The organism is Streptomyces sp. NPDC102270, from assembly GCF_044766405.1.
Taxonomy (GTDB): domain Bacteria; phylum Actinomycetota; class Actinomycetes; order Streptomycetales; family Streptomycetaceae; genus Streptomyces.
Genome location: NZ_JBIWLX010000024.1, coordinates 1 through 26,202, shown reverse-complemented (window position 1 = coordinate 26,202; position 26,202 = coordinate 1). Strand labels below are relative to the sequence as shown.

Annotated in this window: 24 protein-coding genes; 17 read left to right on the top strand and 7 right to left on the bottom strand. The window is 71.9% G+C overall.

Annotated elements, in window-relative coordinates; all coding sequences use genetic code 11:
- Positions 1-38: 38 nt before the first annotated feature.
- The 10 genes from ACIRP7_RS38970 to ACIRP7_RS38925 all read left to right on the top strand — a co-directional run bounded on the left by ACIRP7_RS38970 (position 39) and on the right by ACIRP7_RS38925 (position 9,722).
- Complete coding sequence (locus tag ACIRP7_RS38970) at positions 39-1,556, top strand: FAD-dependent oxidoreductase (RefSeq protein ID WP_403669649.1); 1,518 nt, start codon at positions 39-41, stop codon at positions 1,554-1,556.
- A 61-nt stretch (positions 1,557-1,617) separates the two neighbouring features.
- Positions 1,618-2,448 (top strand): polysaccharide deacetylase family protein, encoded by an 831-nt coding sequence (locus ACIRP7_RS38965; protein WP_403669964.1) that lies wholly within the window; start codon positions 1,618-1,620, stop codon positions 2,446-2,448.
- Between the two features lie 25 nt (positions 2,449-2,473).
- Positions 2,474-2,653 carry a hypothetical protein gene (locus ACIRP7_RS38960; protein WP_403669646.1) on the top strand — a complete coding sequence of 60 codons (180 nt, stop codon included), beginning with the start codon at positions 2,474-2,476 and terminating at the stop codon, positions 2,651-2,653.
- A gap of 16 nt (positions 2,654-2,669) precedes the next feature.
- Positions 2,670-3,386, top strand: coding sequence for an aminoacyl-tRNA hydrolase (locus tag ACIRP7_RS38955; RefSeq protein ID WP_403669643.1), 717 nt, complete (start codon positions 2,670-2,672; stop codon positions 3,384-3,386).
- Positions 3,383-3,985, top strand: a complete 603-nt coding sequence (locus tag ACIRP7_RS38950; RefSeq protein WP_403669640.1) for a TetR/AcrR family transcriptional regulator — start codon at positions 3,383-3,385, stop codon at positions 3,983-3,985. Before ACIRP7_RS38955 ends, ACIRP7_RS38950 begins: the two co-directional genes overlap by 4 nt.
- A gap of 82 nt (positions 3,986-4,067) precedes the next feature.
- On the top strand, positions 4,068-4,700 hold the full coding sequence (locus ACIRP7_RS38945; RefSeq protein ID WP_403669637.1) for a TIGR03086 family metal-binding protein: 633 nt from the start codon (positions 4,068-4,070) through the stop codon (positions 4,698-4,700).
- 141 nt (positions 4,701-4,841) lie between these two features.
- Entirely contained in the window at positions 4,842-6,140 is a 1,299-nt protein-coding gene (locus ACIRP7_RS38940) for a DUF692 domain-containing protein (RefSeq protein WP_403669635.1), read from the top strand.
- A gap of 120 nt (positions 6,141-6,260) precedes the next feature.
- A complete protein-coding gene (locus tag ACIRP7_RS38935; protein ID WP_403669632.1) occupies positions 6,261-7,055 on the top strand; it encodes a DUF4142 domain-containing protein in 795 nt (264 codons plus the stop codon).
- A gap of 100 nt (positions 7,056-7,155) precedes the next feature.
- Complete coding sequence (locus ACIRP7_RS38930) at positions 7,156-7,995, top strand: TIGR04222 domain-containing membrane protein (protein ID WP_403669629.1); 840 nt, start codon at positions 7,156-7,158, stop codon at positions 7,993-7,995.
- A 116-nt stretch (positions 7,996-8,111) separates the two neighbouring features.
- A complete protein-coding gene (locus ACIRP7_RS38925) occupies positions 8,112-9,722 on the top strand; it encodes an alpha/beta hydrolase (RefSeq protein WP_403669626.1) in 1,611 nt (536 codons plus the stop codon).
- On the opposite strand, the gene hemQ is transcribed toward ACIRP7_RS38925, so the two are convergent.
- Together hemQ and hemG are read right to left on the bottom strand one after the other, a co-directional pair.
- Positions 9,723-10,454, bottom strand: coding sequence for a hydrogen peroxide-dependent heme synthase (gene hemQ, locus ACIRP7_RS38920; RefSeq protein ID WP_020122144.1), 732 nt, complete (start codon positions 10,452-10,454; stop codon positions 9,723-9,725). It lies immediately after the preceding gene.
- Positions 10,455-10,459: 5 nt separating this feature from the next.
- Positions 10,460-11,899 carry a protoporphyrinogen oxidase gene (gene hemG, locus ACIRP7_RS38915; protein ID WP_403669623.1) on the bottom strand — a complete coding sequence of 480 codons (1,440 nt, stop codon included), beginning with the start codon at positions 11,897-11,899 and terminating at the stop codon, positions 10,460-10,462.
- Between the two features lie 157 nt (positions 11,900-12,056).
- Here hemG and ACIRP7_RS38910 point away from each other — a divergent pair, with 157 nt between their 5' ends.
- The gene (locus tag ACIRP7_RS38910; protein WP_403669621.1) at positions 12,057-13,079 is read left to right on the top strand and encodes a DUF4349 domain-containing protein; all 1,023 of its coding nucleotides are present in this window, start codon (positions 12,057-12,059) and stop codon (positions 13,077-13,079) included.
- A 510-nt stretch (positions 13,080-13,589) separates the two neighbouring features.
- A complete protein-coding gene (locus ACIRP7_RS38905; RefSeq protein ID WP_403669618.1) occupies positions 13,590-14,984 on the top strand; it encodes an FAD-dependent oxidoreductase in 1,395 nt (464 codons plus the stop codon).
- Positions 14,985-14,987: 3 nt separating this feature from the next.
- Here ACIRP7_RS38905 and ACIRP7_RS38900 read toward each other — a convergent pair whose 3' ends face one another.
- Positions 14,988-15,314, bottom strand: a complete 327-nt coding sequence (locus ACIRP7_RS38900) for a hypothetical protein (RefSeq protein ID WP_403669616.1) — start codon at positions 15,312-15,314, stop codon at positions 14,988-14,990.
- A 135-nt stretch (positions 15,315-15,449) separates the two neighbouring features.
- Here ACIRP7_RS38900 and ACIRP7_RS38895 point away from each other — a divergent pair, with 135 nt between their 5' ends.
- Positions 15,450-16,277: a rhomboid family intramembrane serine protease gene (locus tag ACIRP7_RS38895; protein ID WP_403669961.1), complete on the top strand. Its 828-nt coding sequence runs from the start codon at positions 15,450-15,452 to the stop codon at positions 16,275-16,277.
- 1 nt (position 16,278) lies between these two features.
- Here ACIRP7_RS38895 and hemE read toward each other — a convergent pair whose 3' ends face one another.
- Positions 16,279-17,334 carry a uroporphyrinogen decarboxylase gene (gene hemE / locus ACIRP7_RS38890; RefSeq protein WP_403669614.1) on the bottom strand — a complete coding sequence of 352 codons (1,056 nt, stop codon included), beginning with the start codon at positions 17,332-17,334 and terminating at the stop codon, positions 16,279-16,281.
- Between the two features lie 116 nt (positions 17,335-17,450).
- Here hemE and ACIRP7_RS38885 point away from each other — a divergent pair, with 116 nt between their 5' ends.
- The 3 genes from ACIRP7_RS38885 to ACIRP7_RS38875 all read left to right on the top strand — a co-directional run bounded on the left by ACIRP7_RS38885 (position 17,451) and on the right by ACIRP7_RS38875 (position 20,432).
- Complete coding sequence (locus ACIRP7_RS38885; RefSeq protein ID WP_403669611.1) at positions 17,451-18,119, top strand: DUF3000 domain-containing protein; 669 nt, start codon at positions 17,451-17,453, stop codon at positions 18,117-18,119.
- A gap of 237 nt (positions 18,120-18,356) precedes the next feature.
- Positions 18,357-19,019, top strand: coding sequence for a response regulator transcription factor (locus ACIRP7_RS38880; RefSeq protein WP_031044887.1), 663 nt, complete (start codon positions 18,357-18,359; stop codon positions 19,017-19,019).
- 132 nt (positions 19,020-19,151) lie between these two features.
- Positions 19,152-20,432, top strand: a complete 1,281-nt coding sequence (locus tag ACIRP7_RS38875; protein ID WP_403669608.1) for an HRDC domain-containing protein — start codon at positions 19,152-19,154, stop codon at positions 20,430-20,432.
- Positions 20,433-20,511: 79 nt separating this feature from the next.
- Here the strand turns inward: ACIRP7_RS38875 and ACIRP7_RS38870 are convergent, their stop codons facing one another.
- From ACIRP7_RS38870 to ACIRP7_RS38860, 3 genes are read right to left on the bottom strand one after another with little or no spacing between them, the layout of a single operon-like run.
- A complete protein-coding gene (locus ACIRP7_RS38870; protein ID WP_403669605.1) occupies positions 20,512-21,342 on the bottom strand; it encodes a carbohydrate ABC transporter permease in 831 nt (276 codons plus the stop codon).
- Positions 21,339-22,280 carry a carbohydrate ABC transporter permease gene (locus ACIRP7_RS38865; RefSeq protein ID WP_403669603.1) on the bottom strand — a complete coding sequence of 314 codons (942 nt, stop codon included), beginning with the start codon at positions 22,278-22,280 and terminating at the stop codon, positions 21,339-21,341. The genes ACIRP7_RS38870 and ACIRP7_RS38865 overlap by 4 nt, the downstream gene beginning before the upstream one ends.
- The gene (locus ACIRP7_RS38860; protein ID WP_403669600.1) at positions 22,280-23,593 is read right to left on the bottom strand and encodes an extracellular solute-binding protein; all 1,314 of its coding nucleotides are present in this window, start codon (positions 23,591-23,593) and stop codon (positions 22,280-22,282) included. The genes ACIRP7_RS38865 and ACIRP7_RS38860 overlap by 1 nt, the downstream gene beginning before the upstream one ends.
- A 153-nt stretch (positions 23,594-23,746) precedes the next feature.
- Between ACIRP7_RS38860 and ACIRP7_RS38855 the strand changes: the two genes are divergently transcribed.
- Positions 23,747-26,202: glycoside hydrolase family 2 protein (locus ACIRP7_RS38855; protein ID WP_403669597.1), on the top strand; the 2,456-nt coding region annotated here is incomplete at its 3' end.

The window sequence follows — 26,202 nt, the reverse complement described above, 5'->3', positions numbered from 1 at the left end:
CTCGCAAGAATCTGGTGAATCCGGGGTACCCGGGGCACATGACCGAGAACCGGCATGTCAAGGGCTCGTACTGGCTGGAGACGGCACCCGGCGGACCCCGGCCGCCGCTGACCGAGGACCTCGACGTCGACGTGGCCGTCATCGGCGCCGGCATCGCCGGGCTGAGCACGGCATGGGAGCTGACGCGGGCCGGGCGGCGGGTGGCGGTCCTGGAGGCCGGGCAGGTGGCCGCCGGCGTCACCGGCCACACCACCGCCAAGCTGACCGCCCTGCACACTCTGATCTACGACAAGCTGCGCCGCACCCGCGGCCCCGAGGGCGCCCGGCTGTACGCCCGCTCGCAGAGCGAGGCGATCGAACGGGCCGCCGAGATCGCGGAGGAGCTGGGTGTCGACTGCGACTGGGAGCAGCGCAGCGCCTACACCTACGTCCGTGACGAGAGCCGGGTCGAGGAGCTGCGGGCCGAGGCGGCGGCCGCCCGGGAGGCGGGGCTGCCGGCGTCGTTCGTGACGGACACCGGGCTGCCGTTCCCGGTGGCGGGCGCCGTGCGGGTGACCGGGCAGGCGCAGTTCCATCCGCGCAAGTACCTGCTGGCCCTGGCCGAGGACCTGGTCGCCTCCGGCGCGACCATCCACGAGCACACCGCCGTCCTCGGGCTCGACGAGGGCGAGCCGTGCCGGCTGTCGACGGACACGCGGGCCACGGTGACGGCCCGGGACGTCGTGGTCGCCACCCACTACCCGATCTTCGACCGGGCCCTGCTGTTCACGCGGCTCTCCCCGCGCCGTGAGCTGGTCGTCGCGGGGACCATCGACCGGGACCGCGATCCGGACGGCATGTACATCACGCCGGACGAGGACACCCGCTCGGTCCGTACGGCACCCTGGGACGCCGACCGGCGTCTGCTCATCGTCACCGGCGAGCACTTCACCCCCGGCACGGGCGACACCCGGGCCCGGTTCGACGCCCTCTCCGCGTGGGCCACCCGGCACTTCCCCGACGTCGAGCTCACCCACGCCTGGGCCACCCAGGACAACGACCCCACCGACACCGTGCCGCTCGTCGGCCCCCTGCACCCGGGGGCCCGGCACACCTACGTGGCCACCGGCTTCGGCGGCTGGGGCATGAGCGGCGGAATCATGGCGGGCCGGCTGCTCGCGGCCCAGATCACCGGCGAGCAGTGCGCGTGGAGCGAGCTGTACGACCCGCGCCGCCTGCTGTCGACGGTCCGCGAGGCCCCGACCTTCCTCAAGACCCAGGGCAAGGTGGCCCGCCACTTCGTCGGCGACCGCCTGCGCCCCGCACCCCCGCTGGAGTCCCTGCCGCCGGGAGAGGGCGCCGTGGTCCGGGTGAACGGCGACCGCCTCGCGGTCTACCGCGACGACGACGGCAACCTCCACGCCGTCTCCCCCCGCTGCACCCACCTCGGCTGCCTGGTCTCGTTCAACGGGGCCGAGGACGCCTGGGAGTGCCCATGCCACGGCTCCCGCTTCGACACGGACGGCAAGGTGATCCAGGGACCGGCGACCAAGCCGCTGGAGCGGCGGGACATCTGAGCGGGTGACGTCCACGGCCGGGCTGAGCGGCAAATAGGATGGTTCGCCATATTTTCATATGGTGATCACTCTCGTACGACGCGTCACCGCCGCCTGTGCCCTCGGTGCCGCCCTCACCGCCTGCGCCGCCGCTCCCCACCAGACCTCTCGGCCGGCCCGCCCGGCACCCTCCGCGACGTCCGCACCCTCCGCGCCCCCCACCCTCGCCCCCGGCCCCGGAGGCCTGACCCCCGTCTTCAAGAACGGCTCCCGCACCCACGCCAGGACGGTCGCGCTCACCTTCGACGCCGACATGACCGCCGATCAGGGGGCCCGGGCGGCGGCCGGCGAGCACTTCGACAATCCCGGGCTGATCGCGGCACTGCGGGCACTGAAGGTGCCGGCCACCGTGTTCATGACCGGACGGTGGGCCGAGGAGTATCCACGGCAGGCCCGTGCCATCGGGCGGGACCCGCTCTTCGAGATCGCCAACCACTCCTACAGCCACTACGCCTTCACCGATGACTGCTACGGGCTGCCGACGGTCTCCGGTGACCGGATGCGGGCCGACGTGGAGCGGGCGTACGCGGCGTTCCGCAGGGCGGGGGTGCCGGAGGCGAGGCCGTACTTCCGTTTTCCCGGCGGCTGCTACGACCGGCGGGCGCTGAAGGCGCTGACCCCGGTCGGGGTGACCGCCGTGCAGTGGGACGTGGTGAGCGGGGACGCGTTCGCGACGGACGCGGCAGCCGTGTCCCGGCAGGTGCTGGAGGGGGTGCGCCCGGGGTCGGTGGTGGTCATGCACTGCACGCGCAGTGCCGCGCCGACGACGGAGCGGGTGGTGCGGGCCGTGGTGCCCGAGCTGCGTGCGCGGGGATTCCGGTTCGTGAAGGTGTCCGAGCTGATCGGGTCCTAGGCTTATCGGGTCCTAGGCTGGAGGTATGAGCGAGGACTACTGCACGAGCGGGGCGGGGCCGAAGCCTCCGGCCACCGACGGGCCGCCGTACGCGGAGTGCGTGGTGTGCCGGGAGCCGACGGAGTATCCGGAGTCGTACAAGGGGATCACGCTGTGCCCGGTGTGCGAGTGGCAGGAGGCGCAGCGGACGGCCTGCTCCGGCTGAGCTTAGGGTTGTCCGGGTGAGCCACGACGTGACGCCTTCGACCGACAGCCCCTTCCGTACCGAGCCGACCGCCCGCGACCAGGCACCCCAGTTCGTGCTGCCCCTGGTCGTCCGCATCGAGAAGGCCGCTCCGCCCGCCCGCACCGACGCTCTGGAGACCGCCGCCCGCGCCGTACTCGTCCTGCTCGGCGACGAGCGTTCGGCCGGCGACGGGGAGTGGGCCGAGGCCGTGCGGGACTGGCAGGACGCCCGGATCCGGAAGGTCGTACGGCGGGCCCGGGGCGCCGAGTGGCGGCGGGCCGAGGCATTGCCCGGGATCACGGTGACGGGGAAGGCGGCGCAGGTTCGGGTGTTTCCGCCCGTCCCGCTGGACGGGTGGCCCAAGGAGCTGGCCAGGCTCCAGGTCTCCGGCACCGACCTCGACGACCCCGAGCCGCCCGCGCAGGCCGATGTGACCGCCCCGGTGCTGTGGCTCAACCCGGATCTCGACATGTCGGCCGGCAAGGCGATGGCCCAGGCCGGTCACGGTGCCCAACTGGCCTGGTGGGAACTGTCCGTCGAGGAGCGGGCGGACTGGCGGGAGGCCGGGTTCCCGCTCGCCGTGCGGACGGCGGAGCCCGGGCGCTGGTCCGAACTGACCACCAGCGGGCTGCCGTTGGTCCGGGACGCCGGTTTCACCGAGATCGCGCCGGGCTCCTGCACGGTCGTCGCGGACCATCCGACGCTGCGATGACCGGGGTCGACGGGCGCGTCGAGCGGGGCAACCGCACCCGGCGGACCGTGCTGCGGCGGGCCGTCGACATCGCCTCGGTCGAGGGGCTGGAGGCGCTGTCCGTGGGGCGGCTGGCCGGTGAGCTGGAGCTGAGCAAGAGCGGGGTGTTCGCCCTGTTCGGGTCCAAGCAGGAGCTGCAGCTGGCGACCGTGCGGGAGGCCTCGCGGATCTTCGTCGCCGAGGTGCTGGACCCGGTCTCCGAGGCGGCCGACGGGCTCGCCCGGCTGCGGGGTCTGTGCGAGGGCTGGCTGCGCTATTCCGAGGAGCGGGTCTTCCCGGGGGGCTGCTTCTTCTACGGCGTGCTGGCCGAGTTCGACGCGCGCGAGGGGGCGGTGCACGACGCCCTCGTCGAGGCACAGCGCGCCTGGCTCGGGGAGTTGGAGAGGTGTGCCGAACGGGCGAGGGCCGCGGGTGAGCTGAGCGCGGACACCGATCCGGCCCAACTCGCCTTCGAGGTCGTCGCGTTGATGGAGACGGCGAACGCGATGTCGGTGCTGCACGGCGAGGCCGCGCCCTATGCCAGGGCCCGGCGGGGCATCGCCGCACGGTTGCGGGGCTGAGATCTGGAGCGGTCCGGTCGCCGAGCTGTTTCACTCCCGGAAATTAGTAGCACGATCGTTCGTTTAGTTTTAGGGTCGGGGCATGGGCACCGACTTCATGGGAGTTCGGATGGATGTCGTCGAGCTGGACCGGATCGCCGTACGGGAGGCCGTGCGGGTGGTGGAGCTGGCCCGGGGCGCAGACGACGGGGACTGGGCGCGGGACACTCCCTGCGCGGGGTGGGACCTGCGGCGGCTGGTGGCGCACATGACCGCACAGCACCACGGGTTCGCGGCCGCGGCACGGGGCGTGGGCGGCGAGCCGGAGTACTGGCGGGAACCGGAGGGGGTGGGCGAGCCCGGCGCGGCGCATCGCGCGGCCGCGGACGTGGTGCTCTCGGCGTTCGCCGAACCCGGCGTGCCGGAAAGGGAGTTCGAGCTGCCGGAGCTGGGCGGAGGGTTCGTCGGCCGTACGGCGATCGGCTTCCACTTCGTCGATTACGTCGTGCACGCGTGGGACGTGGCGGCCGCGCTCGGCGTGCGGCTCCGGCTGGCGGACGAGGTCCTGGTCGCGGCACTGGCGGTGGCCCGGCGCGTGCCGGTGGATCCGGCCGGCCGTGGGCCCGGGTTCGCGTTCGCGCCCGCGCTGAAGGTTCCGGAGGGGGCCGGGCCGCTGGAGGAGACGCTGCGGCTGCTGGGCCGGGAGCCGCAGTCGTGGCCCGGAGCGGGCGGGTGACCTCGCCCTGCCCGAACCTCAAATGTTGCTCTGAACGTCCTGCCGGGACGGTTGGGGCCCGAGACCCGGGGCCATACCTCCGTCACGCCGAGGGGGCGACGACCGGAGCGGATGCGGGAGCGGCCGAGGAGGGGACGGACCATGGAGCGACTGGGCACGGGTATCGGGTGGCGGCCGGAGATCGCGGACGCCGTGGAGGGCATGCCGGGCATCGACTGGGTCGAGGTCGTGGCCGAGAACGTCTGTCCCGGGCATCTGCCCGAGTCGCTGCGGCGGCTGCGTGAGCGCGGGGTGACCGTGGTGCCGCACGGCGTCTCGCTCGGTCTCGGCGGAGCGGACCGGCCCGACGCCGGGCGGCTCCAGGCGCTCGCCGAGCGGGCCGAGGCGCTGGGCTCGCCGCTGGTCACCGAGCACATCGCGTTCGTCAGGGCGGGCGGCCCGCTGACCGCCTCCTCGCGCCTGGAGGCCGGGCACCTGCTGCCCGTCCCGCGCACCCGGGACGCCCTGGACGTCCTCTGCGAGAACATCCGCATCGCGCAGGACGCGCTGCCGGTACCGCTGGCCGTGGAGAACATCGCCGCGCTGATCTCGTGGCCGGGCGAGGAGATGACCGAGGGCCAGTTCCTGTACGACCTCGCGGACCGGACGGGGGTACGGCTGCTGATCGACGTGGCCAACCTGCACACCAACCACGTCAACCGCGGCGAGGACCCGGCCGAGGCGCTCGCCGGGCTTCCCCTGGAGGCCCTCGCCTACGTCCATGTCGCGGGCGGGTTCGAGCGGGACGGGGTGTGGCACGACAGCCACGCCCACCCCGTGCCGCGGCCGGTCCTCGACATCCTCACCGACCTCGCGTCCCGCATCTCGCCACCCGGGGTGCTGCTGGAGCGGGACGAGAACTTTCCCGAACCGGCCGAACTGGAAGGGGAGTTGGCGGCGATCCGAGAGGCGGTCGAGAAGGGGGGCGGCGGCCGGGCCGACGGCGCGTGGCGCGCTGCCGCCGAGCCGTCGAGCGTCCCGACCGACGCCGCCCGCCAGCGGCTCGCCCTCGCCCAGACCGCGCTGCTGTCCGCGCTCGTGGCCGGGACGCCGGTGCCGGAGGGCTTCGACCGGGTGCGGCTGGGGGTGCAGGCGCGGGCGCTCGCGGGGAAGCGGGCGGATGTGGTGGCCAAGGTGGCGCCGGAGTTGCCGGTGATCCTCGGGACGGGTTACCGGCCGGCGTTCCTCAGGTACGCGCAGGGGGCGCCGATGACGGACGGGTACCGGCGGGACGCGCTGAACTTCGCCGAGCAGCTGTTGCTGGGCGGGGAGCCGGGGGACGCGCGGCTGCGGCGGGAGCTGCGGGAGTGGTGGCTGGAGCGGTCGGGACCTGCACCGAGATCCCGGAGGCCGACGCTCCGGTTGGCCCGGGTCACGCGGAGAGTGCTGCTGCGGCGGTGACGGGGGCCGGGGGCACCGGCCCCCGCGGACGTGCCCGGGGAAGTCGACATTGACCCGGCAGTAATATGTCAACCCCGCACCTGAAACTCACTAGCGTGCGGTGCCGCAACAGGAGGCACCATGCGACCGCGACCACGACCGCCCGTCAAGGGACGAGGCATCTTCTCCGGCACCGGCGTCATCATCGCCGGCCTGACCGCGACCCTCGTGGCGCTGCTCGTCCCGATCTGGTCCTACGCCGACCGCTCCGGCACGGGAGTGAGCGTGCTCAACGCCGGGACCGTGACGACGCCGTACGGGCCGCTCTCCGCGCTGGACCGCGACTTCGTCACGAAGGTGCGGCTGGCGGGGCTGTGGGAGCTGCCCGCGGGACAGCAGGCGCAGCAGAAGGGGACGACGCAGGCCGTGCGGACGGCGGGGCAGCACCTCGTGGAGGGGCACACCTTCCTCGACGCACGCGTGCGTGACGTGGCCTCGAAGCTCGGACTCGCCCTGCCCAACGAGCCCAACGAGCAGCAGAAGCAGTGGCTCAGCACCCTGGACCAGGCCCAGGGCGTCGACTACGACCGCCAGTTCGCCAACATCCTGCGCCTCGCGCACGGCCGGGTGTTCTCCGTCGTCGCCGAGGTCCGCGCGAGCACCCAGAACTCCCTGGTCCGCGCCCTGGCCGACGACGCCAACAGCACGGTGCTGGACCACATCAGGATCCTGGAGGCCACCGGATACGTCGACTTCGGCGCCCTGGCCCGGGACCTGGCCGCGGGCAGCACCCCGCCGATCACCAACTCCCCCGCGCCGCCCGGTCCGACGGCCGACCCGGGGGCGGTCGTCCCGGTCACCCCGTCGCCGTACGCCACGACCTTCACCCTTCCTCCCGCCGCCTCCAGTCCACCCCCGGTGCCCGTCCCGTCGTAGTGCACTCGCGGACAAACGGAACGTCACACACCGACAACACATCGTCCGGATCGTGAACAGCCCATGGCGCCGCCAGGAGCCTTTGGCATAGAAACGCGGCATGTTCTGGGTTCTGCTCCTGCTCCTGGCCTGGGCCGCCGCCGGTACCGCGTGTACGCGGCTGTGCCTGGCCGCCGTACACGCGGCGGCCCCGGACGCGGATGCCCGGGCACACGATCTGACGTTGTACGAGGCCGCGTTCCTCTCCGGCGGACCGCGGCGGGTCGCCGATCTCACGCTCGTCTCGATGGCCCGGCAGCGTCGGCTGCTGCTGGCCCACACCGGCTGGGCGACCGTCGTCGATCCGCGCGGGCGGGACGAGATGGAGCGCACGGTCATCGGGGCCATCGGGCCCGAGGGGCAGTCCCGGATCGCTCCGGTGCGGGCGGACGCGGCCTCGGCGGACGCGGTGCGCAGCCTCGCCGACCGGCTCGTGGACGCGGGGCTCGCCGTGCCGGACGGCGCCCGGTCCGGCATCGCGGCGGGCGTCCGCCAGGTACGGCTGGCCGCGGGGACCGTCGTCGCGCTGGGCGCGATCGCGCTGCTGGCGCCCGCCCCGTCGGAGATGCCGCGGCACCTGGTCGCCCTCTGGTTCGCGCTGCCGCTCGCCCTCAGCCTGAGCTGTCTGGCCATCGCGCGGATGGAGGTCCACCCGTACTCGCGCTGGGCGTCGCCGGCGGGCCAGCGGCTGCTCGGCGCCCTGACCCGGCGCGCCGGCGACACGGACGAGCGGACGTATCTCACCTGCGTCGCCGTGCGTGGCATCAGCGCGGTCGGCGAACCGGACCTGCGCGCGGCCTTCGCCCACCGTGAGCAGCACCACGGCCGTCACGGCGCGGAGCGGCGCGGAGAGCGGCCCGGCGGACACGGCGAGACACACCACCGCCCGCACCGCGACTGAGCCCGCCCGGGGGCGCACGGAGGCATTGGGGCCGACACCGGCGGGGCGGTGCTTGCCTTCCTCCACAGCCGAACCAAGCATCCCTCTTGTCGCTGCCGCGCACCGAAGGGACACCGATGAGAGCCCCCGCCCTCTACACGGCCGCCGGATCCTTGCTCCTGGCCACGCTCACCGCCGCACCGGCCGGGGGCGCCCCGGCCGCCCCGGGCGCGGCGGAGCTCCACGGCACCGCCGTCGCCGCCGCGCGCGCCGGGGCGGCCGGCGTCCGCTTCGGCACCTGCCCCGCGGTGGAGGACCTGCCCGACGGCGTCCAGTGCGCCGCGGTGTCCGTCCCGCTCGACTACGCGCGCCCCGACGGCCGGCAGATCAAACTGACCGTCAGCCGGGTGCGGGCCACCCAGAAGGACCCGCACAACAGCAAGCGCCGGGTGCCCCGGCAGGGCGCCTTGGTCTTCAACCCCGGCGGGCCCGGCGCCTCCGGCATGTACTTCCCGCTGATCGGCGCGCTCCCCGAGTGGAAGGGGCTCGCCGCGGCCTACGACCTGGTGGGCTACGCCCCGCGCGGGGTGGGCCGTTCGGCACCGCTGTCCTGCACGGACCCCAAGCAGTACGTGAAGGCGCCCACGCAGGCGCCGACGCACCCCTCACCGTCGTACAAGAAGGAACGCGTCGCGCAGGCGAAGACGTACGCGCGCGGGTGCGCGGACCGGGCGGGCGCGGCTCTGACGTACTACACCTCCCTGAACAACGCCCGGGACCTCGACGTCCTGCGGGCCGCGCTCGGCGAGCAGAGGCTGACGTTCATGGGGGCGTCGTACGGGACCTACTTCGGCGCGCTGTACGCGGCGCTGTTCCCCTCGCACGTCCGGCGGATGGTGTTCGACGCGGCGGTGAACCCGGCCCCCGAGCAGGTCTGGTACCGCAACAACCTGGACCAGTCGGCCGCCTTCGAGGAGCGCTGGACGGACTTCCGGGAGTGGGTCGCCCGGCACGACGACGTATACGGACTCGGAGCCACGGCCGAGGCCGTGCTGCGCAGCTATGAGAAGGCGGCGGCGCGGTTGGCCGCCGAGCCGGCCGGCGGGAAGGTCGGACCGGGCCAGCTCCAGGGGGCGTTCCTGTCGGCCGGCTACTACGACGACCTGTGGCCGCACCGGGCGCAGGCGCTGTCGGCGTACCTCAAGGGCGATCCGAAGCCGCTGATCCAGCAGGCGGGGCCGCATCAGGAGGCGGCGAAGGAGGCGGAGAACTCCAACGCGGTCTACACAGCCGTCGAGTGCAACGACGCGCCCTGGCCGACGGACTGGAAGGTGTGGGACCGGGACAACACCCGGCTGGCGCGGGTGGCGCCGTTCGAGACGTGGGACAACGCGTGGATGAACCTGCCCTGCGCGTACTGGCCCGCGGCCCGGCAGGAGCCGTTGGACGTGCGGACGGGGCCCGGTGAGCTGCCCGCGACGCTGATCCTGGCCGCCGAGAGGGACGCGGCCGCTCCGTACGAGGGCGCCCTGGAGCTGCACCGGCGGCTGTCCGGCTCGGTGCTGGTGACCGAGCGGGACGCGGGCACGCACGGCATCTCGGGCGGCCCGAACCCCTGCGTCAACGGATATCTGGACGCCTACCTGCTGGACGGCCGCCTCCCGGTGCGGCGCGCCGCGTGCGCCCCGCACCCCGAGCCCGAGCCGAAGGGCGGCTCCCGGAAGGCGGCCGGCACACCGGCCCGCTGATCAGGCGAGGCCCGCCACGAGGTCGCCGAGGTCCTTGCGGCGACCCGTGTAGAACGGGACCTCCTCGCGGACGTGCATACGCGCCTCCGACGCGCGCAGGTGGCGCATGAGGTCGACGATGCGGTAGAGCTCGTCGGCCTCGAACGCCAGGATCCACTCGTAGTCGCCCAGCGAGAAGGAGGCGACGGTGTTGGCGCGGACGTCCGGGTAGCCGCGGGCCATCTTGCCGTGGTCGGCGAGCATGCGCCGGCGGTCCTCGTCGGGCAGCAGGTACCAGTCGTAGGACCGCACGAACGGGTAGACGCTGACGTAGTCGCGGGCGTGCTCGTCCGCCAGGAACGCCGGGATGTGCGAGCGGTTGAACTCGGCGGGGCGGTGCAGCGCCATGTTCGACCAGACCGGCTCCAGGGCGCGGCCGAGCTTGGTGCGGCGGAAGAGGTTGTACGCCTCCTGCAGCTGGTCACTGGTCTCCGCGTGCCACCAGATCATGACGTCGGCGTCGGCGCGCAGCCCGGACACGTCGTAGGTGCCGCGGATCGTGACGTCCTTGGCGGCGAGCTGGTCGAACAGCTCCTGGACCTCGTCGGCGTAGCCGGTGCGGTCCTCGGGGAGCACGTCCTTCAGCTTGAAGACGGACCAGAGCGTGTAACGGATGACCTCGTTGAGGTCCTTGGCCAGCTTGCCCTTGTTCGGGACCCTGCCGGACTCGGGGGTGGGGGCGTCGTTGCTCATGGCCCCTATTCTCCCGCTCCGCCGTGCAGGCTCTGCACCGGGTTGGCCGTGAGCTCCCGTACGGCGGTCAGGTCGCCCTGGATCTGGTCGACGGCCGCGTGGGCGCTCGCGATGCAGGCGGGGATGCCGACGCCGTCGTACTGCGCGCCGCACACCGCGAGGCCCGGGAGCTCGGCGACGCGCTCCCGGATGCGGGCCACGCGCGCGTGGTGGCCGACGGGGTACTGGGGCAGACCGTCGGTCCAGCGGGTGACGCGGGTTTCCAGGGGCGTGGCGTCGAGGCCGGTCGCCTCGCGCAGGTCGCGGCGGGAGACGTCCACGAGGTCGGTGTCGTCGCGCTCCAGGATCTTCGTCTCGCCGTAGCGGCCGACGGAGGTGCGCAGGACGACGACGCCCGGGTTCTCGTCGGCGATCCAGCCCCACTTCTGGGAGGCGAAGGTGGACGCCTTGATGGTGCGGCCGTCGACCGGCGGGACGAGGAAGCCGCTGCCTGCGGGCAGGGCGGTGCCGGAGCGGCGGTAGGCGAGGGTGACCAGGGCCATGGAGGCGTACTCCACGGTGTCGAGCTCGGTGGCGGCCTCGGGGGCCTCGGCGCGCAGCAGGCCCGCGGCGGCCGGGGCGGGGACGGCGACGATCACGGCGTCGGCGTGCAGGACGCGGTCCCCGGCAACGACCTTCCAGCCGCCGGACGGCTCGCGGCGCAGCTCGCTCACCGGGGCGCCGGTGACGATCTCGCCGCCCCGCGCGCGGACCGCGTCGGCGACGGCGAGCGGGAGGGTGCCCACGCCGCCCTCGATGCCCATGAACACCGGCCCGGTCTGCTGGTTGGCCGCCATGCGCGCCTGGATCTCGCGCACGCCTTCGGTGAGCGAGGAGTGCGTCCTGGCCACCTGGAAGAGCTGCGGGACCGCCGAGCGCATAGAGATGCGGTACGCGTCGCCCGCGTACACCCCGCCCAGGAGGGGTTCGACGAGGCGGTCGACGACCTCGCGGCCCAGGCGCGCCGCCACGTACTCACCGACTGCCACGTCCTCGCCGACCTCCGTGCGGGGCAGGCCGGCGTCCTGCTCGATGCGGGCCAGACCCTCCTCGGAGAGCACCCCGGCCAGGGCCTCGGCGGTGCCGGGGACGCCCATGACGTGACCCTTGGGCATGGGGCGCAGGGCACCGCGGGTCCAGATCGAGGCGGTCGCGGTGGCCGGCGGCTGGAGGCGCTCGTCGAGGCCCACCTCACGCGCGAGGGCCACCGCCTCCGGCCTGCGGGCCAGCATCGACTCGGCGCCGAGGTCGACGCGGGCGCCCGCGATCTCGCCGGGCAGCAGCTTGCCGCCGACGCGGTCCGACGCCTCGAGCACGGTGACGCGCACGCCGCGCTGCAGCAGCCGGTGGGCCGCGGCCAGTCCCGCGATACCGGCTCCCACGACGACGACCTGTGATCCGCTCATGGCCCCAGCCTCTCAGACCCCACTGACAGTGGTCCGGCGGCCCGGTGTCCTTCACGAGTCCTGACCGTGACCGCATCGGGACCGCCGGAGTCCAACGTTCGCGCCCCCTCCGGCGTCGAAGGACCGTCAGTTGTTCACGACCCTCGGGGGGACGCCCATGCGCACATCACATTCACGACGTTCCGTACGGCCCGCGCAGGCCCTGGCCGGCCTCCTGCTCGCTGCGGGCCTCGCCCTGACAGGGTGCAGCGGAGGCGCCAACAGCAGCAGCGACGGCGGCAGCGCCCTGTCCGACGACAAGGCGGCGCAGAGTCAGGCGGACGGCGCGGCCGGCGCCGAGGCCGGCGCGGGCGGCAAGCAGGCCACCACCGCCCCCCAGCCCGCCGTGAACCACATCATCCGCACCGCCACGCTGACCGTGCAGGTCAAGAACGTGCCGAAGGCGCTCGCCGCGGCCCGCACCACCACCGAGAGCGCGGGCGGGTTCGTCGGCAAGGAGTCCACCTCCCGGGACGAGGAGGGCCGGGAGCAGACGGAGGTGGTGCTGCGGATACCCGCCGAGAAGTACGACGAGGTCCTCGGCGACCTGGAGGGCGCGGGCAAGCTCCTGGAGCGCACCGCGAACACGCAGGACGTCACCGACCAGGTCGTCGACGTGGAGAGCCGGATCGCGACGCAGCGGGCGAGCGTGGCGCGGATCCGGGAGCTGATGGACAAGGCGACCAGGCTGAGTGACGTGGTCACCTTGGAGGGCGAGCTGAGCACCCGTCAGGCGGACCTGGAGTCGCTGCTCGCCCGCCAGGCGTCCCTGAAGGACCGCACCAGCCTGGCCACCATCACCCTGTCCCTGTCCGAGTCGCCGGTCGTCGTGGCCGCGGAGGACGACGACCCCGGCGTCGTGGACGCGCTGGCGGGCGGCTGGGACGCGTTCGTGACTATGCTGCGCTGGGTCGTGGTGGCGGTGGCGGCGGTGCTGCCGTTCCTCGCGGGGATCGCGCTGCTCGTGCTGGTGTGGCTGCGGCTGGTCCGGCCCCGGCTGCCGCGCCGGCCCGCGCCCGCGGCCGCCTCGACCGCGCTGGGCCCGCTGCCCGTGGCCCGTCCTGTCCCGGACCCGGAACGCGCACAGGGCCCAGAAGGCGCGCAGGAGCGGGGCGAGCGGGAGTCAACTACCCGGGACTAAAGTCCCGGGCTTGCACAACGGGCATCACTGGCTGTGATGCTGCGTTTGCGTCCAGCCCCACCCCGGGATGTCCGGGGTGGGACAGGGGCCGTTGACTGGGCCCCGCGTCGCCACAACTAGTGTGCTTGCGCAGGGGGAAGTTCTTGAACTCCCCGCGCTCGAAAGCGATCTCACTCACCCAGGTGGCGGCCTCGTTGCAGGCGTACAGGGTCGCCTCAAGCGCCGCCGCCTGTCCGGGTGTCGGCTCCAGTTTGACCTGCACCACCAGCTTCACGATCACTGATCGTAGGCACCCGTACGAGATGCCACCACGCGTTCGGCCGCGTTCATCACATCGAGTGACTCAACCGACCACGCGCTCGCATCACCCGGCCGCCCCCGGCCGAGCCGACACAGTGATGCTGCGGCGCTCGGCGCCGCAACCACAGGGATGCGATTCCTCCCGGGCGCAAACGCCCGAGGTTCCTCGCAAAAATTCGCTGAAATGCCCCGCCCTCGTAGCGTGTTCGCATGAACATGAGCCGTACGCGGGACACGAGGGAACGTCTGGTCGTGATCGGTGGCGACGCCGCGGGGATGTCCGCGGCGTCGCAGGCACGCCGGATGAGGGACCCCGGCGAGCTGGAGATCGTGGCGTTCGAGCGGGGGCACTTCACCTCCTACTCGGCGTGCGGCATCCCGTACTGGGTGGGCGGGGACGTCACCGGGCCGGACCAGTTGATCGCCCGTACGCCCGCGGAGCACCGGGAACGGGGCATCGATCTGCGCATGCGCACCGAGGTCACGGAGATCGACGTCGAGCGGCAGCGGGTACGCGCGCGTGATCTCGATTCGGGGGCCGAGTCCTGGACGTCGTACGACAAACTCGTGATCGCGACCGGCGCCCGCCCGATCCGCCCGGACATGCCGGGCGCCGACGCCCCCGGTGTGCACGGGGTGCAGACGCTCGACGACGGGCAGGCGCTCATCGACACGCTGGCACGCACGCGTGGCCGCAGGGCGGTGGTGGTGGGCGCCGGTTACATCGGCGTGGAGATGGCCGAGGCCCTGATCAACCGCGGCTACGAGGTGACGGTCGTCAACCGGGGCAGTGAGCCCATGTCGACGCTCGACCCGGACATGGGCCGTCTGGTGCACGAGGCGATGGAGGGTCTCGGCATCACCATGGTCAACGACGCCGCGGTGACCAAGGTGCTCACGGACGAGGACGGCCGGGTGCGTGCCGTGGCCACGGAGGACGCGGAGTATCCGGCGGACGTGGTGGTGCTCGGCATCGGCGTGCGCCCGGAGACGACGCTCGCGCGGGCGGCCGGCCTGCCGCTGGGCAGCCACGGCGGCCTGCTGACGGACCTGGCGATGCGGGTGCGCGGCCACGAGAACATCTGGGCGGGCGGTGACTGCGTGGAGGTCCTCGACCTGGTGTCCGGGCAGGAGCGCCACATCGCGCTCGGCACCCACGCCAACAAGCACGGCCAGGTCATCGGCACGGGCGTCGGCGGTGGCTACGCCACCTTCCCCGGGGTCGTCGGCACGGCCGTCAGCAAGGTCTGCGACCTGGAGATCGCCCGCACCGGACTGCGCGAGAAGGACGCCCGTCGGGCGGGCCTGCAGTTCGTGTCGGTCACCATCGAGTCCACCAGCCGGGCCGGCTACTACCCGGGCGCCTCCCCCATGACGGTGAAGATGCTCGCCGAGCGCCGCACGGGGCGGCTGCTCGGCGTGCAGATCGTCGGGAGAGAGGGCGCCGGAAAGCGGGTCGACGTCGCCGCGGTGGCCCTGACGGCGGGGATGACGGTGGAGCGGATGACGGCCCTGGACCTGGGGTACGCTCCGCCGTTCAGCCCGGTGTGGGATCCGGTGCTGGTGGCGGCCAGGAAGGCCGTCGCGAAGGTGCGGGGCTCCTGAGCGCTACGCCGTTCCGTTGATCCGCTCGATGGCCTGGCGGGCCTGGTCGGCCGGCGGCCTGGGCGGCAGCGCCGAGACGGAGGCGCTGGCACTGCTGGGCATCGCGGCCGGCTGCTCACCCGCCGGCTTGGCGTGGGACGCGGCCCGCGTGGAGCGCAGCCGGTTGCTCACCGCCTCGTCGAGCGTCACCGGCCGCTGCATCTGGGCAGCCAGCCGCCCGGCCTCCTGACCGAGCCTCGCCACGTCCTCCCACGGCAGTCGCACCACCAGGGAGAGTTCGGCCTCACCGTCGGGAAGAGCGTGCATCGGCGGAGTAATACGGTCGTTCATCGCTGTTCCTCACGTAGTCCCCGCGGCCCGCCTTCCCCGTGCCGCGGGCGGTTGAGGAGACATACGCACGCGTGCGTGCGGGTGTTCACCGACAAGGCACCGATTCGAGGGGCCCATCGGGGGCAGTACTTCCTTGTGGTCATCCCCGTCCATGACGTGAACCCCGTGCGCCGCACCCCCGTGGTGACATACGCGCTCATCGCCGCGAACGTCCTCGTGTTCCTCTTCACACCCGGCCTGGCCGGCTCCGTGGCGGGCGACAGCAGCCTGTCGCAGCTGTGCCATCTCCAGGCGTTCCTGGACCACTGGGCGGCCGTTCCACAGGAGTTGATCCACCATCAGATGCCGCGGCTCGTTCCGACGGGCGACGTCGGCACGAGCGCGCAGGGCTCGGCGGGCTGTGTGGTGGCCCCGCCGGACTATGAGAAGTCCCCCGCACTGTCGGTCCTGACGGCGATGTTCCTGCACGGCGGCTGGCTGCACCTGCTGGGCAACATGCTGTTCCTGCTGATCTTCGGCAACAACGTCGAGGACCGCATGGGACATGTGCGCTTCGCGCTGTTCTACGTCGTCTGCGGCTACGCGGCGTCGTACGGCTTCGCGCTGCTCAACGACGACTCGGGCGACCCGCTGATCGGCGCCTCGGGGGCGATCGCCGGGGTCCTGGGCGCCTACCTGGTGCTGTATCCGAAGGCCAGGGTGTGGGTCCTGGTGCCCTTCCTGGTCTTCCTGCCGCTGCGACTGCCGGCCTGGCTGGTGCTGGGCTTCTGGTTCGGGCTCCAGGCGGTGTACTCGTCGGGCGGAGGTGTCTCCGCGGCGGGCACGGTGGCGTACGCGGCGCACGTGGTCGGTTTCCTCGCCGGGATGCTGCTCGCCTGGCCGCTGAAGCCGGGCACTCCCCCGCCGCCGGAACCGCGCGGTCTGCTGTTCGGCAGGAAGGCGCGGCCCCGGCACACGTGGTGACTCAGCGGGCGGTGTGCGTGTGGACGTACTCCACGAGGCGGGTCAGCGCGTCCGGGTCGGTGGACGGCATGACGCCGTGGCCGAGGTTGAAGACATGGCCCTCCAGGCCCTCGGCCGAGTCGAGGACCTCGCGGGTCTTGGCCTCGACGGCCTCCGTGGACGCGAACAGGACCGTCGGGTCGAGGTTGCCCTGGAGCGCCTTGCCGGGGCCGACACGGCGGGCGGCCTCGTCGAGCGGGACGCGCCAGTCGACGCCGACGACGTCCGCGCCGGCCTCGCCCAGCAGTGGCAGCAGCTCACCGGTGCCGACGCCGAAGTGGATGCGGGGGACGCCGTACCCCTCGACCGCCTCGAAGACCTTCGCGGAGGCGGGCAGGACCGAGCGGCGGTAGTCGGCGGGGGCGAGGGCGCCGGCCCACGAGTCGAAGAGCTGGACCGCGGAGGCGCCGGCCTCGATCTGGACCTTGAGGAAGGCGGCGGTGATCTCGGCGAGGCGGTCGAGGAGGTCGGCCCACAGCTCGGGGTCGCCGTACATCATCGACTTGGCGTTCTCGTAGGTGCGGGACGGGCCGCCCTCGACGAGGTAACTCGCGAGGGTGAAAGGTGCGCCGGCGAAACCGATGAGGGGGGTCGGGCCGAGCTCGCGGGTCAGCAGGCCGATGGCCTCGGTGACGTAGGAGACGTCCTCGGGGGTGAGGTCGCGCAGCTGGGACAGGTCGGCGCGGGTGCGGATGGGGTGCTCGACGACCGGGCCGACGCCGGGCTTGATGTCGAGGTCGATGCCGATGGCCTTGAGCGGGACGACGATGTCGCTGTAGTAGATCGCCGCGTCGACGCCGTGCCGGCGGACCGGCTGAAGAGTGATCTCGGTGACCAGCTCGGGACGCGTACACGACTCGAGCATCGGGATGCCCTCGCGGACCTTGCGGTACTCCGGCAGCGAGCGCCCGGCCTGGCGCATGAACCACACCGGGGTGTACGGCACGGGGTCGCGCCGGCATGCCTTGAGGAAGGCGGATTCGTACGTGGCTGACGGCGGCGTCTCGAGTGCACTCACGTCGGAAAGTCTCGCACGGTGCGACGAGTGCCGAGTGCGCGGTGTCTGTGTGGGCATGGAGTCGAGTCAGGGTGTCTAGGCCCGCACCACGCCCCCCTTCCCCTTAACCTTCCCGCATGGCTGCGGCACAAGGACGACTGTCGGACGACTCGGGTGGAATGGACGACGCGAAGGGGAGTGACCGGGAGGGGAGCGGTGCGGCTCCGCCGGCTTTCCAGGCCGCGGTTCACGCCCTGCGCGGCAGTCGGCTGCGGCCGCAGATCGAGATCGAGCCGACCCGCGCGCCCCAGCGGCTCGCCCCGCACGCGTACGCGTTGGAGGCGACCGTCGTCGACGGCGACCAGGACCTCGCCGACGGACGCCTCGTGCTGCTGCACGACCCGGACGGCCACGACGCCTGGCGGGGCACCTTCCGGCTGGTGACGCTGGTGCGCGCGGAGCTGGAGCCGGAGATGGCCGCCGACCCGCTGCTGCCCGAGGTGTGCTGGTCGTGGCTGACCGGCGCCCTCTCGGCGCGCGGGCTGTCGTACGGCGAACCGAGCGGCACCGTCACGCGCGCGAGCTCGCACTACTTCGGCGGCCTGTCCGAGCGCCCCGCGGCCTCGCAGATCGAGATCCGTGCCTCCTGGACGCCCCGCGAGGGCCTCGGCGGTGTGCCGGACACGGCGGGGCACCTCACCGCCTGGTGCGATCTGCTGGCCCAGGTCGCGGGCCTGCCGCCGGCCGGCCCGGGTGACGCGTCGGTCGTGACGTTGCCGCAGCGGCGGGATCCCCAGGCGCGCTGACCCCCTGCCCGACCAGCGGTACTGGCCACCCACATGGAGCATCAATTTGTCGATACGGCCACTTTCAGTCAGGAGTGAGCCATCGAACGAACCGATTTGCGCACCGAACGATCGACCGTACGTCCGAATTGCACTAATTGTTACTCACTAGATCGTGATCATTCTCTAAAGGACGCCGGGTTCGGTGCCGAAGACGTCTGTGACCTTCCCAAGCCGTCCCGCACCCCAGGAGGCCCGGTGTCCGTTCTCCTCGAGCAGCCCGCAAGCCTGGTCGCCTACCGCCCCAACAAGCCCACCGCCATGGTGGTCGTGGCCGACCCGCGTGTCCGCTCCACCGTCACCCGTCACCTCTGGGCGCTCGGTGTGCGCGATGTCATCGAGGCCTCGTCCGTGGCGGAGGCCCGTCCCCGAATCGGCAGTCCCAGAGACATCTGCGTCGCCGAGGTCCACCTCCCCGACGGCTCCGGCCTGACCCTGCTGTCCGAAACCCGCGCCGCGGGCTGGCCCAACGGCCTCGCCCTCTCCGCGGCCGACGACATCGGCGCCGTGCGCAACGCCCTCGCGGGCGGCGTCAAGGGCTATGTCGTCACCGGCACCCGTACCAACCTCGGGCTCCCCACCCGACCGGGAGCCGCCCCCATCGGCGCCGCCGCCGCCCGTATGCACCGCCGCCCCCCGGGTGCCCCGAGCCACCCGGGCGGCTACCGCGAGCTCTCCGGCCGTGAGGTCGAGGTCCTGCGGCTGGTGGCCGAAGGGCAGTCGAACAAGGCGATCGGCGTCTCGATGGGCCTGTCCGCACTCACCGTCAAGAGCCACCTCGCCCGGATCGCCCGCAAGCTCGGCACGGGAGACCGCGCCGGGATGGTGGCGGTGGCCCTCCGTACCGGCATCATCCACTGAGGCTCTTCGAGCCGCACCGTTCACGGACGTGAACCAGAGCTTTCACACCGCTGACTGGTTTACGACCCCCAAGCGCCTGCCGACGGAACGTTCCGTCGGCAGGCGCTGTCCATACACAGATACCCTTGACATGTGACCGACGCCCAAGACACCGCAGCAGACGTTTCACTGCGAACCACCGGAGGCGGCCCTCCGGACGATGGCGGATCTTCTGTCGCGGAGGCTCCGATCCCTCTGCTGGAGCCGCGCGAGGGCATCCCGCCCGTGATCGCCGACGAGGACGCGCTCGCCGAGGTGATCGCCGCGTTCGCCGCGGGCTCCGGCCCCGTCGCCGTCGACGCCGAGCGGGCGTCCGGCTACCGCTACGGACAGCGCGCGTACCTCGTGCAGCTGCGCCGCGCGGGGGCGGGGTCCGCGTTGATCGACCCCGTGGCCTGTCCCGATCTCTCGGGGCTGGGCGAGGTGCTCTCCGGTGTGGAGTGGGTGCTGCACGCCGCCACACAGGACCTTCCGTGTCTGCGCGAGATAGGCATGATCCCCACCCGCCTCTTCGACACCGAGCTGGCCGGGCGGATCGCCGGGTTCCCCCGGGTCGGGCTCGGCGCGATGGTCGAGGGCGTGCTGGGCTTCGTACTGGAGAAGGGTCACTCGGCCGTCGACTGGTCGACCCGTCCCCTGCCCGAGCCCTGGCTGCGGTACGCCGCGCTCGACGTGGAGCTTCTCGTCGATCTGCGGGACGCGCTGGAGAAGGAGCTCGACCGGCAGGGCAAGCTGGAGTGGGCGCTTGAGGAGTTCGACGCGATCGCCTCGGCCCCGCCGGCCGAGCCGCGCAAGGAACCCTGGCGCCGGACCTCCGGGATGCACAAGGTACGGCGGCGCCGGCAGCTGGCCGTCGTGCGGGAGCTGTGGGAGGCACGGGACCGGATCGCCCAGCGGCGGGACGTGTCGCCGGGCAAGGTGCTGTCCGACGCGGCGATCGTCGAGGCGGCGCTCGCCGTGCCGGTCACCGTGCATGCGCTGGCCGCGTTGAACGGGTTCGGGCATCGGATGGGGCGGCGCCAGCTGGAGCAGTGGCAGGCGGCCGTGGACCGGGCCAGGGCCCTTCCCGAGGCGCAGTTGCCGCAGCCCGGTCAGCCGGTGACGGGGCCTCCGCCCCCGCGCGCCTGGGCCGACAAGGATCCTGCGGCGGCCGCACGGCTGTCCGCCGCCCGGGCCGCGGTGTCCGCGTTGGCCGAGACCCTGAACATGCCTCAGGAGAACCTGATCACCCCGGACACCGTGCGGCGGGTCTGCTGGGAGCCGCCGGCCGATGTGAGTGCGGCGTCGGTGGGAGCGGCGTTGGCCGGTTACGGGGCTCGGGCCTGGCAGGTGGAACAGGTGACTCCTGTGTTGGTGGCCGCGCTTTCCGCCTAGCCGCCGTGGGTGATTCCCGAGGCACGGCGGCTGCGGGTGCGTTGTGGTTGCTCGCGCAGTTCCCCGCGCCCCTGGGGAGTCATCTGGTCGCGCCCCTCATGAAGCCGTTGTAGATGAAGCGCTGCAACGACAGGAAGACGACGAGCGTGGGCAGGATCACCAGGACCGCTCCCGCCGAAATGACCTCCCAGTGGGCCCCGTACGGGCCCTTGAAGCGGAACAGCGACGTCGATATCACGCCAAGATCTTTCGAGGGCATGTACAGGAACGGGATGTAGAAGTCGTTGTAGACGGTGATGCCCTTCACGATCACCACGGTCGCCGTCGCCGGCTTCAGCAGCGGAAAGATGATCTTCCGGTAGATCGTGAAGGCGTTGGCGCCGTCCAGACGAGCCGATTCGTCCAGGGAGATCGGGATCGAGCGGACGAACTGCAGGAAGATGTAGATCGAGACGATGTCCGTGCCCATGTAGAGGGCGATCGGCGCCCACAGCGAGTCGAACATGCCGAAGCTGTTGACGATCTGGAACGTCGCCACCTGGGTGGTGACGCCGGGCACCAGGGCGGCCGTCAGGAAGAGCGCCACCACCAGCTTCTTGAAGCGGAAGGTGAAGCGGTCGATGGCGTAGGCCGTCATCGAGCCGATGAGGACCGTGCCGCTGACCGAGACCAGCAGGATGATCGCCGTGTTGGTGAAGGCGGAGAGCATCCCGCCGTCCTGGAACGCCGCCACGTAGTTGTGGAAGTTCAGCGGGTCGTGCGGGAGGTCGAGGGCGCCGCTCGTGTTCGCCATCTCCTTCTCCGACTTGAGGGAGGTCAGCAGGACGACCACGAGCGGGAGCAGGACCACCACCGTCGCGGCGATCAGCGACAGCTGGACCAGGACGCGGGCGATCGTACGGCGGGTCATACGAGGTCCACCTTGTCGTCGGGGACCAGGCGCCGCTGCACCCAGGTCACCAGCAGGATGATCAGCAGGAGGACGACGGCGGCCGCCGAGGCCAGGCCCGTCTTGTTGAAGCGGAAGGCCAGGTTGACCGTCTGGATCACGAAGGTCTCGGTGCCGGTCGCGCCGCCGGTCATGATGTACGGGATCTCGAAGACCGACAGCGAGCCGGAGATCGAGAGGATCACCGTCAGCGTCAGGATCGGTTTGATGCCCGGCGCGATGATGTGGCGGAACTGGTGCCAGCGGTTTGCCCCGTCCAGCTCCGCCGCCTCGTACAGCTCCCCCGGGATCGACTGGATCGCGCCCAGGAAGAGGACGAAGTTCAGGCCCAGGTAGCGCCAGACCGAGACGCCGGCCAGCGAGGTGTTCGCGGAGGCAGGGGTGCCGAGCCAGGCGTGGTCGGTGTGCACTCCGAACAGGCTCAGCACCGAGTCGAGGGTGCCGCCGTCCTGGAAGAAGTAGAGGAACACGAACCCGATCGCGACCCCGTTGATCAGGTACGGGAAGAAGAGCACGCCCTTGAAGAAGTTCCGGAAGCGGACGTTGGAGCTCAGAACCGTCGCGAAGTAGAGCGCCAGGACGATCTGGACCGCGGAGGCGGCCAGGTAGTAGCCGCTGACCCAGAAGACCTCGAAGAGATCCGGGCGGGTGAACACCTCCTGGTAGTTCTCCGCGCCCGTGTAGTGCAGCACGGGGCTGACGCCGTCCCAGTCGGTGAAGCTGTACGCGAGCATGTTGACGATCGGCGCGTAGGTGAAGGTGATCAGCAGGGCGAGCGGGGCGATCAGGAACAGCCAGGGCGTGAGGCGCCGCCATGTCCGGGTCCGGCGCGAGGCGGGCTCCGGGACGGGAGCGGCCGGGATCACCTCCACGGCCGCCTTCTGTGTGGTGTCCGTCATCAGGACCCCAGGTTCTTCTGGGCGTCCGTCCAGCGCTTGCTCAGATCGGCGAGGAAGCCGTCGAGACTGCCCTTGCGGGCTCCGCGGGCGAGGTCGACGAGGTTCTGGCGGTACTCGGGGGCGTAGATGCCCACTTCCGAGTCGCTGTCGACCTGCTTGACCTGGGCGCCCTTGGAGTCGTCCACCTCGATGAGCTTCACACCCTGCTCCTCGTACGGCTTGAGGACCTCGGGCATGGAGGCGTTCTTCAGCGGCGAGATCGCCAGGTTGTCCTTCCCGTACGTGGACTTGTCGGTGAACCAGTCGATCCAGGCGCGGGCGGCCTCCTTGTACTTGGAGTGGACGTTGACGGCCTGGTTGTAGTCGGGTGCGACGGTCGCGCAGAACGTGCCGTCCGTCTGCGACGGGAAGGGCATGAAGCCGATGTCGTCGGGGTTCACCCCGGCCTTCCTGGCGGCGTCCTGGAACTGCACGATCGCCCAGGTGCCGAGCCACTGCGTGGCGATCTCACCCTTGGCGGTACGGGGCTTGGACTCCTCCCAGTTGCTGGTCGTGGGGTCCTTCTCGACCAGGCCCGCCTTGACGATGTCGTGGAGCAGGGTGTCCCCGACGCGCAGGTCGGCGCCCTCGGCCCACGGGTCACCCTCGGCGAGCTTGGTGGTGGCCTGCGGATCGCAGTGCACGGCGCCGTCGACGGACGTCCACGAGGTGAGCGTCCAGCCGGCCGCGAAGTTGGTGTAGTACGGGATCGCGTCCGTCCTGGCCTTGATGGCCTTGAGGTCCTGGAGGAACTCGGCCGGGGTGGTGGGCCATGCGGTGACCCCGGCCTCCTTCCAGATCCGCTTGTTGTAGAGGAACCCGGGGGCCACGCCGATCGGGCTCTGTCCGTAGACCTTGCCGTCGACGGTGGTGTAGTCGGTGAAGCGGTACTTCTTGCTGCGCTCGGCCTCGGTGCCCAGCGAGGCGAAGAACTTCGGGTAGTCGGCCTTCTTGATGACCGCGGGGATCAGCAGGACGTCACCGTAGTTCTCGGTGTTCATCCGGATCTTGACCTCGGCCTCGTAGTTCGTGAGGGCCTCGAACTCCACCTTGACCTTGGGGTAGGTCTTGTTGAACTCGGCGGCGTACTTCTTCATCGTGCCGTCCTGCACGAGGTCGGTGCGGACGGTGAGGACCTTGATGGTTCCGGAGACCTTTGACGGGTCGTCAGGAGCCTTGGCGTCGGCACCCTTCGACGAGCCTCCGGTGCCGGTGCACCCCGGGATCAGCAGGACGGCTCCCACGGCCATGGCCAGGACTGTACGGCGGTTCATGTGCATCAGCTCCGTTCACGGGACGGACGAGCACGAGCGGGTTGGCTGGTTCGGTACTCTGACAACGTTTTCTTAACCGGTAAAGTCCCTATCTCGCCAACGATGCCAAAAAGCTTCCGCAGCACTGGACTTGATCGGTTTAGGAGTGCGTACATGCTTCAGGCCACACCGCTCACCGAGGGATGGATCCTGCGGCACGAGGGGGGTGCGCTGCCGGCCGTCGTGCCGGGCTGTGTGCACACCGATCTGCTGGCCGCCGGAGTGATCCCGGATCCCTTTCTCGGGCGCAACGAGAACGAGGTCGCGTGGGTGGGGCGGCGGGAGTGGACCTACGAGCGCGACCTGGCACCCACCAACGGGCATGAGCAGACCGACCTCGTCTTCGACGGTCTGGACACCGCGGCCGAGATCCTGCTCGACGGCCGACTTTTGGGTCGGACGAGGAACATGCACCGCTCGTACCGCTTCGACGTGACCGGCATGTCCGGGCGGCTCGCCGTGCGGTTCGTCTCCGCCTACGCCGAGGCCGAGGCGGTGCGCGGGAAGCTGGGCGAACGGCCCGCCGCGTATGCCGAGCCCTATCAGTACCTCCGCAAGATGGCCTGCTCGTTCGGCTGGGACTGGGGGCCCACGCTGGTGACGGCCGGGATCTGGCGGCCGGTGCGGCTCGAGCGGTGGTCGACGGCCCGGATCGCCCGGGTGCGGCCGCTGGTGACCGTCGAACAGGGTGTAGGAGTAGTCGAGTTGGCGGTCGAGGTGGAGCGGGCCAGGGTCGAGGCGCCACTGACGCTGGAGGCTTCGGTGGGTGGGGTACGGGCACGCGCCGCGATCGACGGGACCTCGGGGACCGTACGCCTCGAGGTGCCGGAGGCGCGGCTGTGGTGGCCGCGCGGTTACGGTGAACAGCCGCTGTACGATGTGGAGTTGACGCTGCTGCACGAGGGCGGCCCGCTGGACGTGTGGCGGCGCCGGGTCGGCTTCCGGAGTGTCGAGCTGGATCGGTCCGCCGATGAGCAGGGCACCGGGTTCTGTCTGGTCGTCAACGGCGAGCGGCTCTTCACGCGCGGCGTGAACTGGATCCCGGACGACGTGTTCCCCTCCCGGATCACCCGCGAGCGCTACCGGGAGCGGCTCGGGCAGGCGGCCGGCGCGGGCGTCGATCTCGTGCGGGTCTGGGGCGGGGGGATCTACGAGAGCGAGGACTTCTACGACGCCTGCGACGAACTCGGACTGCTGGTCTGGCAGGACTTCCCGTTCGCGTGCGCGGCCTATCCCGAGGAGCAACCGCTCAGGGGCGAGGTGGAGGCGGAGGCCCGGGAGAACGTCGTACGGCTGATGCCGCATCCCTCGCTCGTGCTGTGGAACGGCAACAACGAGAACCTGTGGGGCTTCCGGGACTGGGGCTGGGAGGCGCGGCTCGCCGGGGACTCCTGGGGCGAGGGGTACTACCTGGGCGTACTGCCGCGGGTGGTGGCCGAGTTGGACCCCACGCGGCCGTACACGGCGGGCAGCCCCTGGTCCGGTTCGTGGGAGCACCATCCGAACGACCCGGCGCATGGGACGCACCACTCCTGGGAGGTGTGGAACCGTCTCGACTACGCCGGGTACCGCGACGATGTCCCGCGGTTCGTGGCCGAGTTCGGATGGCAGGCACCACCCGCGTACGCGACGCTCACGCGTGCGCTGCCCGGGGAGGAGCTCGCCGCGGACTCCCCCGGTGTGCTGCACCACCAGAAGGCGGACGACGGAAACGGCAAGCTCCGGCGCGGCCTGGAGCACCATTTCGTGTTCCCCGAGGGGGACTTCGACCGCTGGCACTACCTCATGCAGGTCAACCAGGCGCGGGCCGTGGCCGCCGGGATCGAGCACTGGCGGTCGCACTGGCCGGTGTGTGCGGGGACGGTGGTGTGGCAGCTCAACGACTGCTGGCCGGTGACGTCCTGGGCGGCCGTCGACGGGGACGGACGGGAGAAGCCGCTCTATCACGAGCTGCGGCGACTGTACGCCGACCGGCTGCTGACGGTTCAACAGCGGGAGCGGGGGCGGGTGTTGGCCGTCGTCAATCAGGCGGGCGAGCCGTGGGCGGGGGTGCTGCGGCTACGACGGATGTCGGTGGACGGCGAGGTGATCGGCGAGACCGAGGTGGCGTTCCGCGCGGACCGGCGGGCGGTCGCGGAGGTGGCGGTACCGGCGGAGCTGGAGCCGGTGGGGGCGAAGGAGTTCCTGGTGGCGGACGCGGGGGGAAGCGGCGGTTCGGGGCGGGCCGGGGAGCCGGGCGGGGCTGCGGGCCGGGGCCTCGGCGCGGGGAGCGGCGCGGGTGCGGGGCTGGGGCCGGGTGCGGGTCAAAGCTCGGGGGCGGGGTTGGGGTCGGGCGCGGAATCCGGCGGCCTGGACCCGGAAGCCGCCGCAGGCGCGGGCCAGGGCTCGGGCGCGGGTCAGGGGTCGGGCGCGGCTCAAGGCTCGGGCGCGGGCCAGGACTCCGGGGCGGGTCAGGGGTCGGGCCCGGCTCAAGGCTCGGGCGCGGCTCAAGGCTCGGGCGCGGGCCAGGACTCCGGGGCGGGTCAGGGGTCGGGCCCGGCTCAAGGCTCGGGCGCGGCTCAAGGCTCGGG

What these genes read in the sequence shown, in the direction of transcription:
- ACIRP7_RS38970 (WP_403669649.1), top strand. Translation starts at nt 39, where the DNA reads ATGACCGAGAACCGGCATGTCAAGGGCTCGTACTGGCTGGAGACGGCA.
- ACIRP7_RS38960 (WP_403669646.1), top strand. Translation starts at nt 2,474, where the DNA reads ATGAGCGAGGACTACTGCACGAGCGGGGCGGGGCCGAAGCCTCCGGCC.
- ACIRP7_RS38950 (WP_403669640.1), top strand. Translation starts at nt 3,383, where the DNA reads ATGACCGGGGTCGACGGGCGCGTCGAGCGGGGCAACCGCACCCGGCGG.
- ACIRP7_RS38945 (WP_403669637.1), top strand. Translation starts at nt 4,068, where the DNA reads ATGGGCACCGACTTCATGGGAGTTCGGATGGATGTCGTCGAGCTGGAC.
- ACIRP7_RS38940 (WP_403669635.1), top strand. Translation starts at nt 4,842, where the DNA reads ATGGAGCGACTGGGCACGGGTATCGGGTGGCGGCCGGAGATCGCGGAC.
- ACIRP7_RS38935 (WP_403669632.1), top strand. Translation starts at nt 6,261, where the DNA reads ATGCGACCGCGACCACGACCGCCCGTCAAGGGACGAGGCATCTTCTCC.
- ACIRP7_RS38930 (WP_403669629.1), top strand. Translation starts at nt 7,156, where the DNA reads ATGTTCTGGGTTCTGCTCCTGCTCCTGGCCTGGGCCGCCGCCGGTACC.
- ACIRP7_RS38925 (WP_403669626.1), top strand. Translation starts at nt 8,112, where the DNA reads ATGAGAGCCCCCGCCCTCTACACGGCCGCCGGATCCTTGCTCCTGGCC.
- hemQ (WP_020122144.1), bottom strand. Translation starts at nt 10,454, where the DNA reads ATGAGCAACGACGCCCCCACCCCCGAGTCCGGCAGGGTCCCGAACAAG.
- hemG (WP_403669623.1), bottom strand. Translation starts at nt 11,899, where the DNA reads ATGAGCGGATCACAGGTCGTCGTCGTGGGAGCCGGTATCGCGGGACTG.
- ACIRP7_RS38910 (WP_403669621.1), top strand. Translation starts at nt 12,057, where the DNA reads ATGCGCACATCACATTCACGACGTTCCGTACGGCCCGCGCAGGCCCTG.
- ACIRP7_RS38905 (WP_403669618.1), top strand. Translation starts at nt 13,590, where the DNA reads ATGAACATGAGCCGTACGCGGGACACGAGGGAACGTCTGGTCGTGATC.
- ACIRP7_RS38900 (WP_403669616.1), bottom strand. Translation starts at nt 15,314, where the DNA reads ATGAACGACCGTATTACTCCGCCGATGCACGCTCTTCCCGACGGTGAG.
- ACIRP7_RS38885 (WP_403669611.1), top strand. Translation starts at nt 17,451, where the DNA reads ATGGCTGCGGCACAAGGACGACTGTCGGACGACTCGGGTGGAATGGAC.
- ACIRP7_RS38870 (WP_403669605.1), bottom strand. Translation starts at nt 21,342, where the DNA reads ATGACCCGCCGTACGATCGCCCGCGTCCTGGTCCAGCTGTCGCTGATC.
- ACIRP7_RS38865 (WP_403669603.1), bottom strand. Translation starts at nt 22,280, where the DNA reads ATGACGGACACCACACAGAAGGCGGCCGTGGAGGTGATCCCGGCCGCT.
- ACIRP7_RS38860 (WP_403669600.1), bottom strand. Translation starts at nt 23,593, where the DNA reads ATGAACCGCCGTACAGTCCTGGCCATGGCCGTGGGAGCCGTCCTGCTG.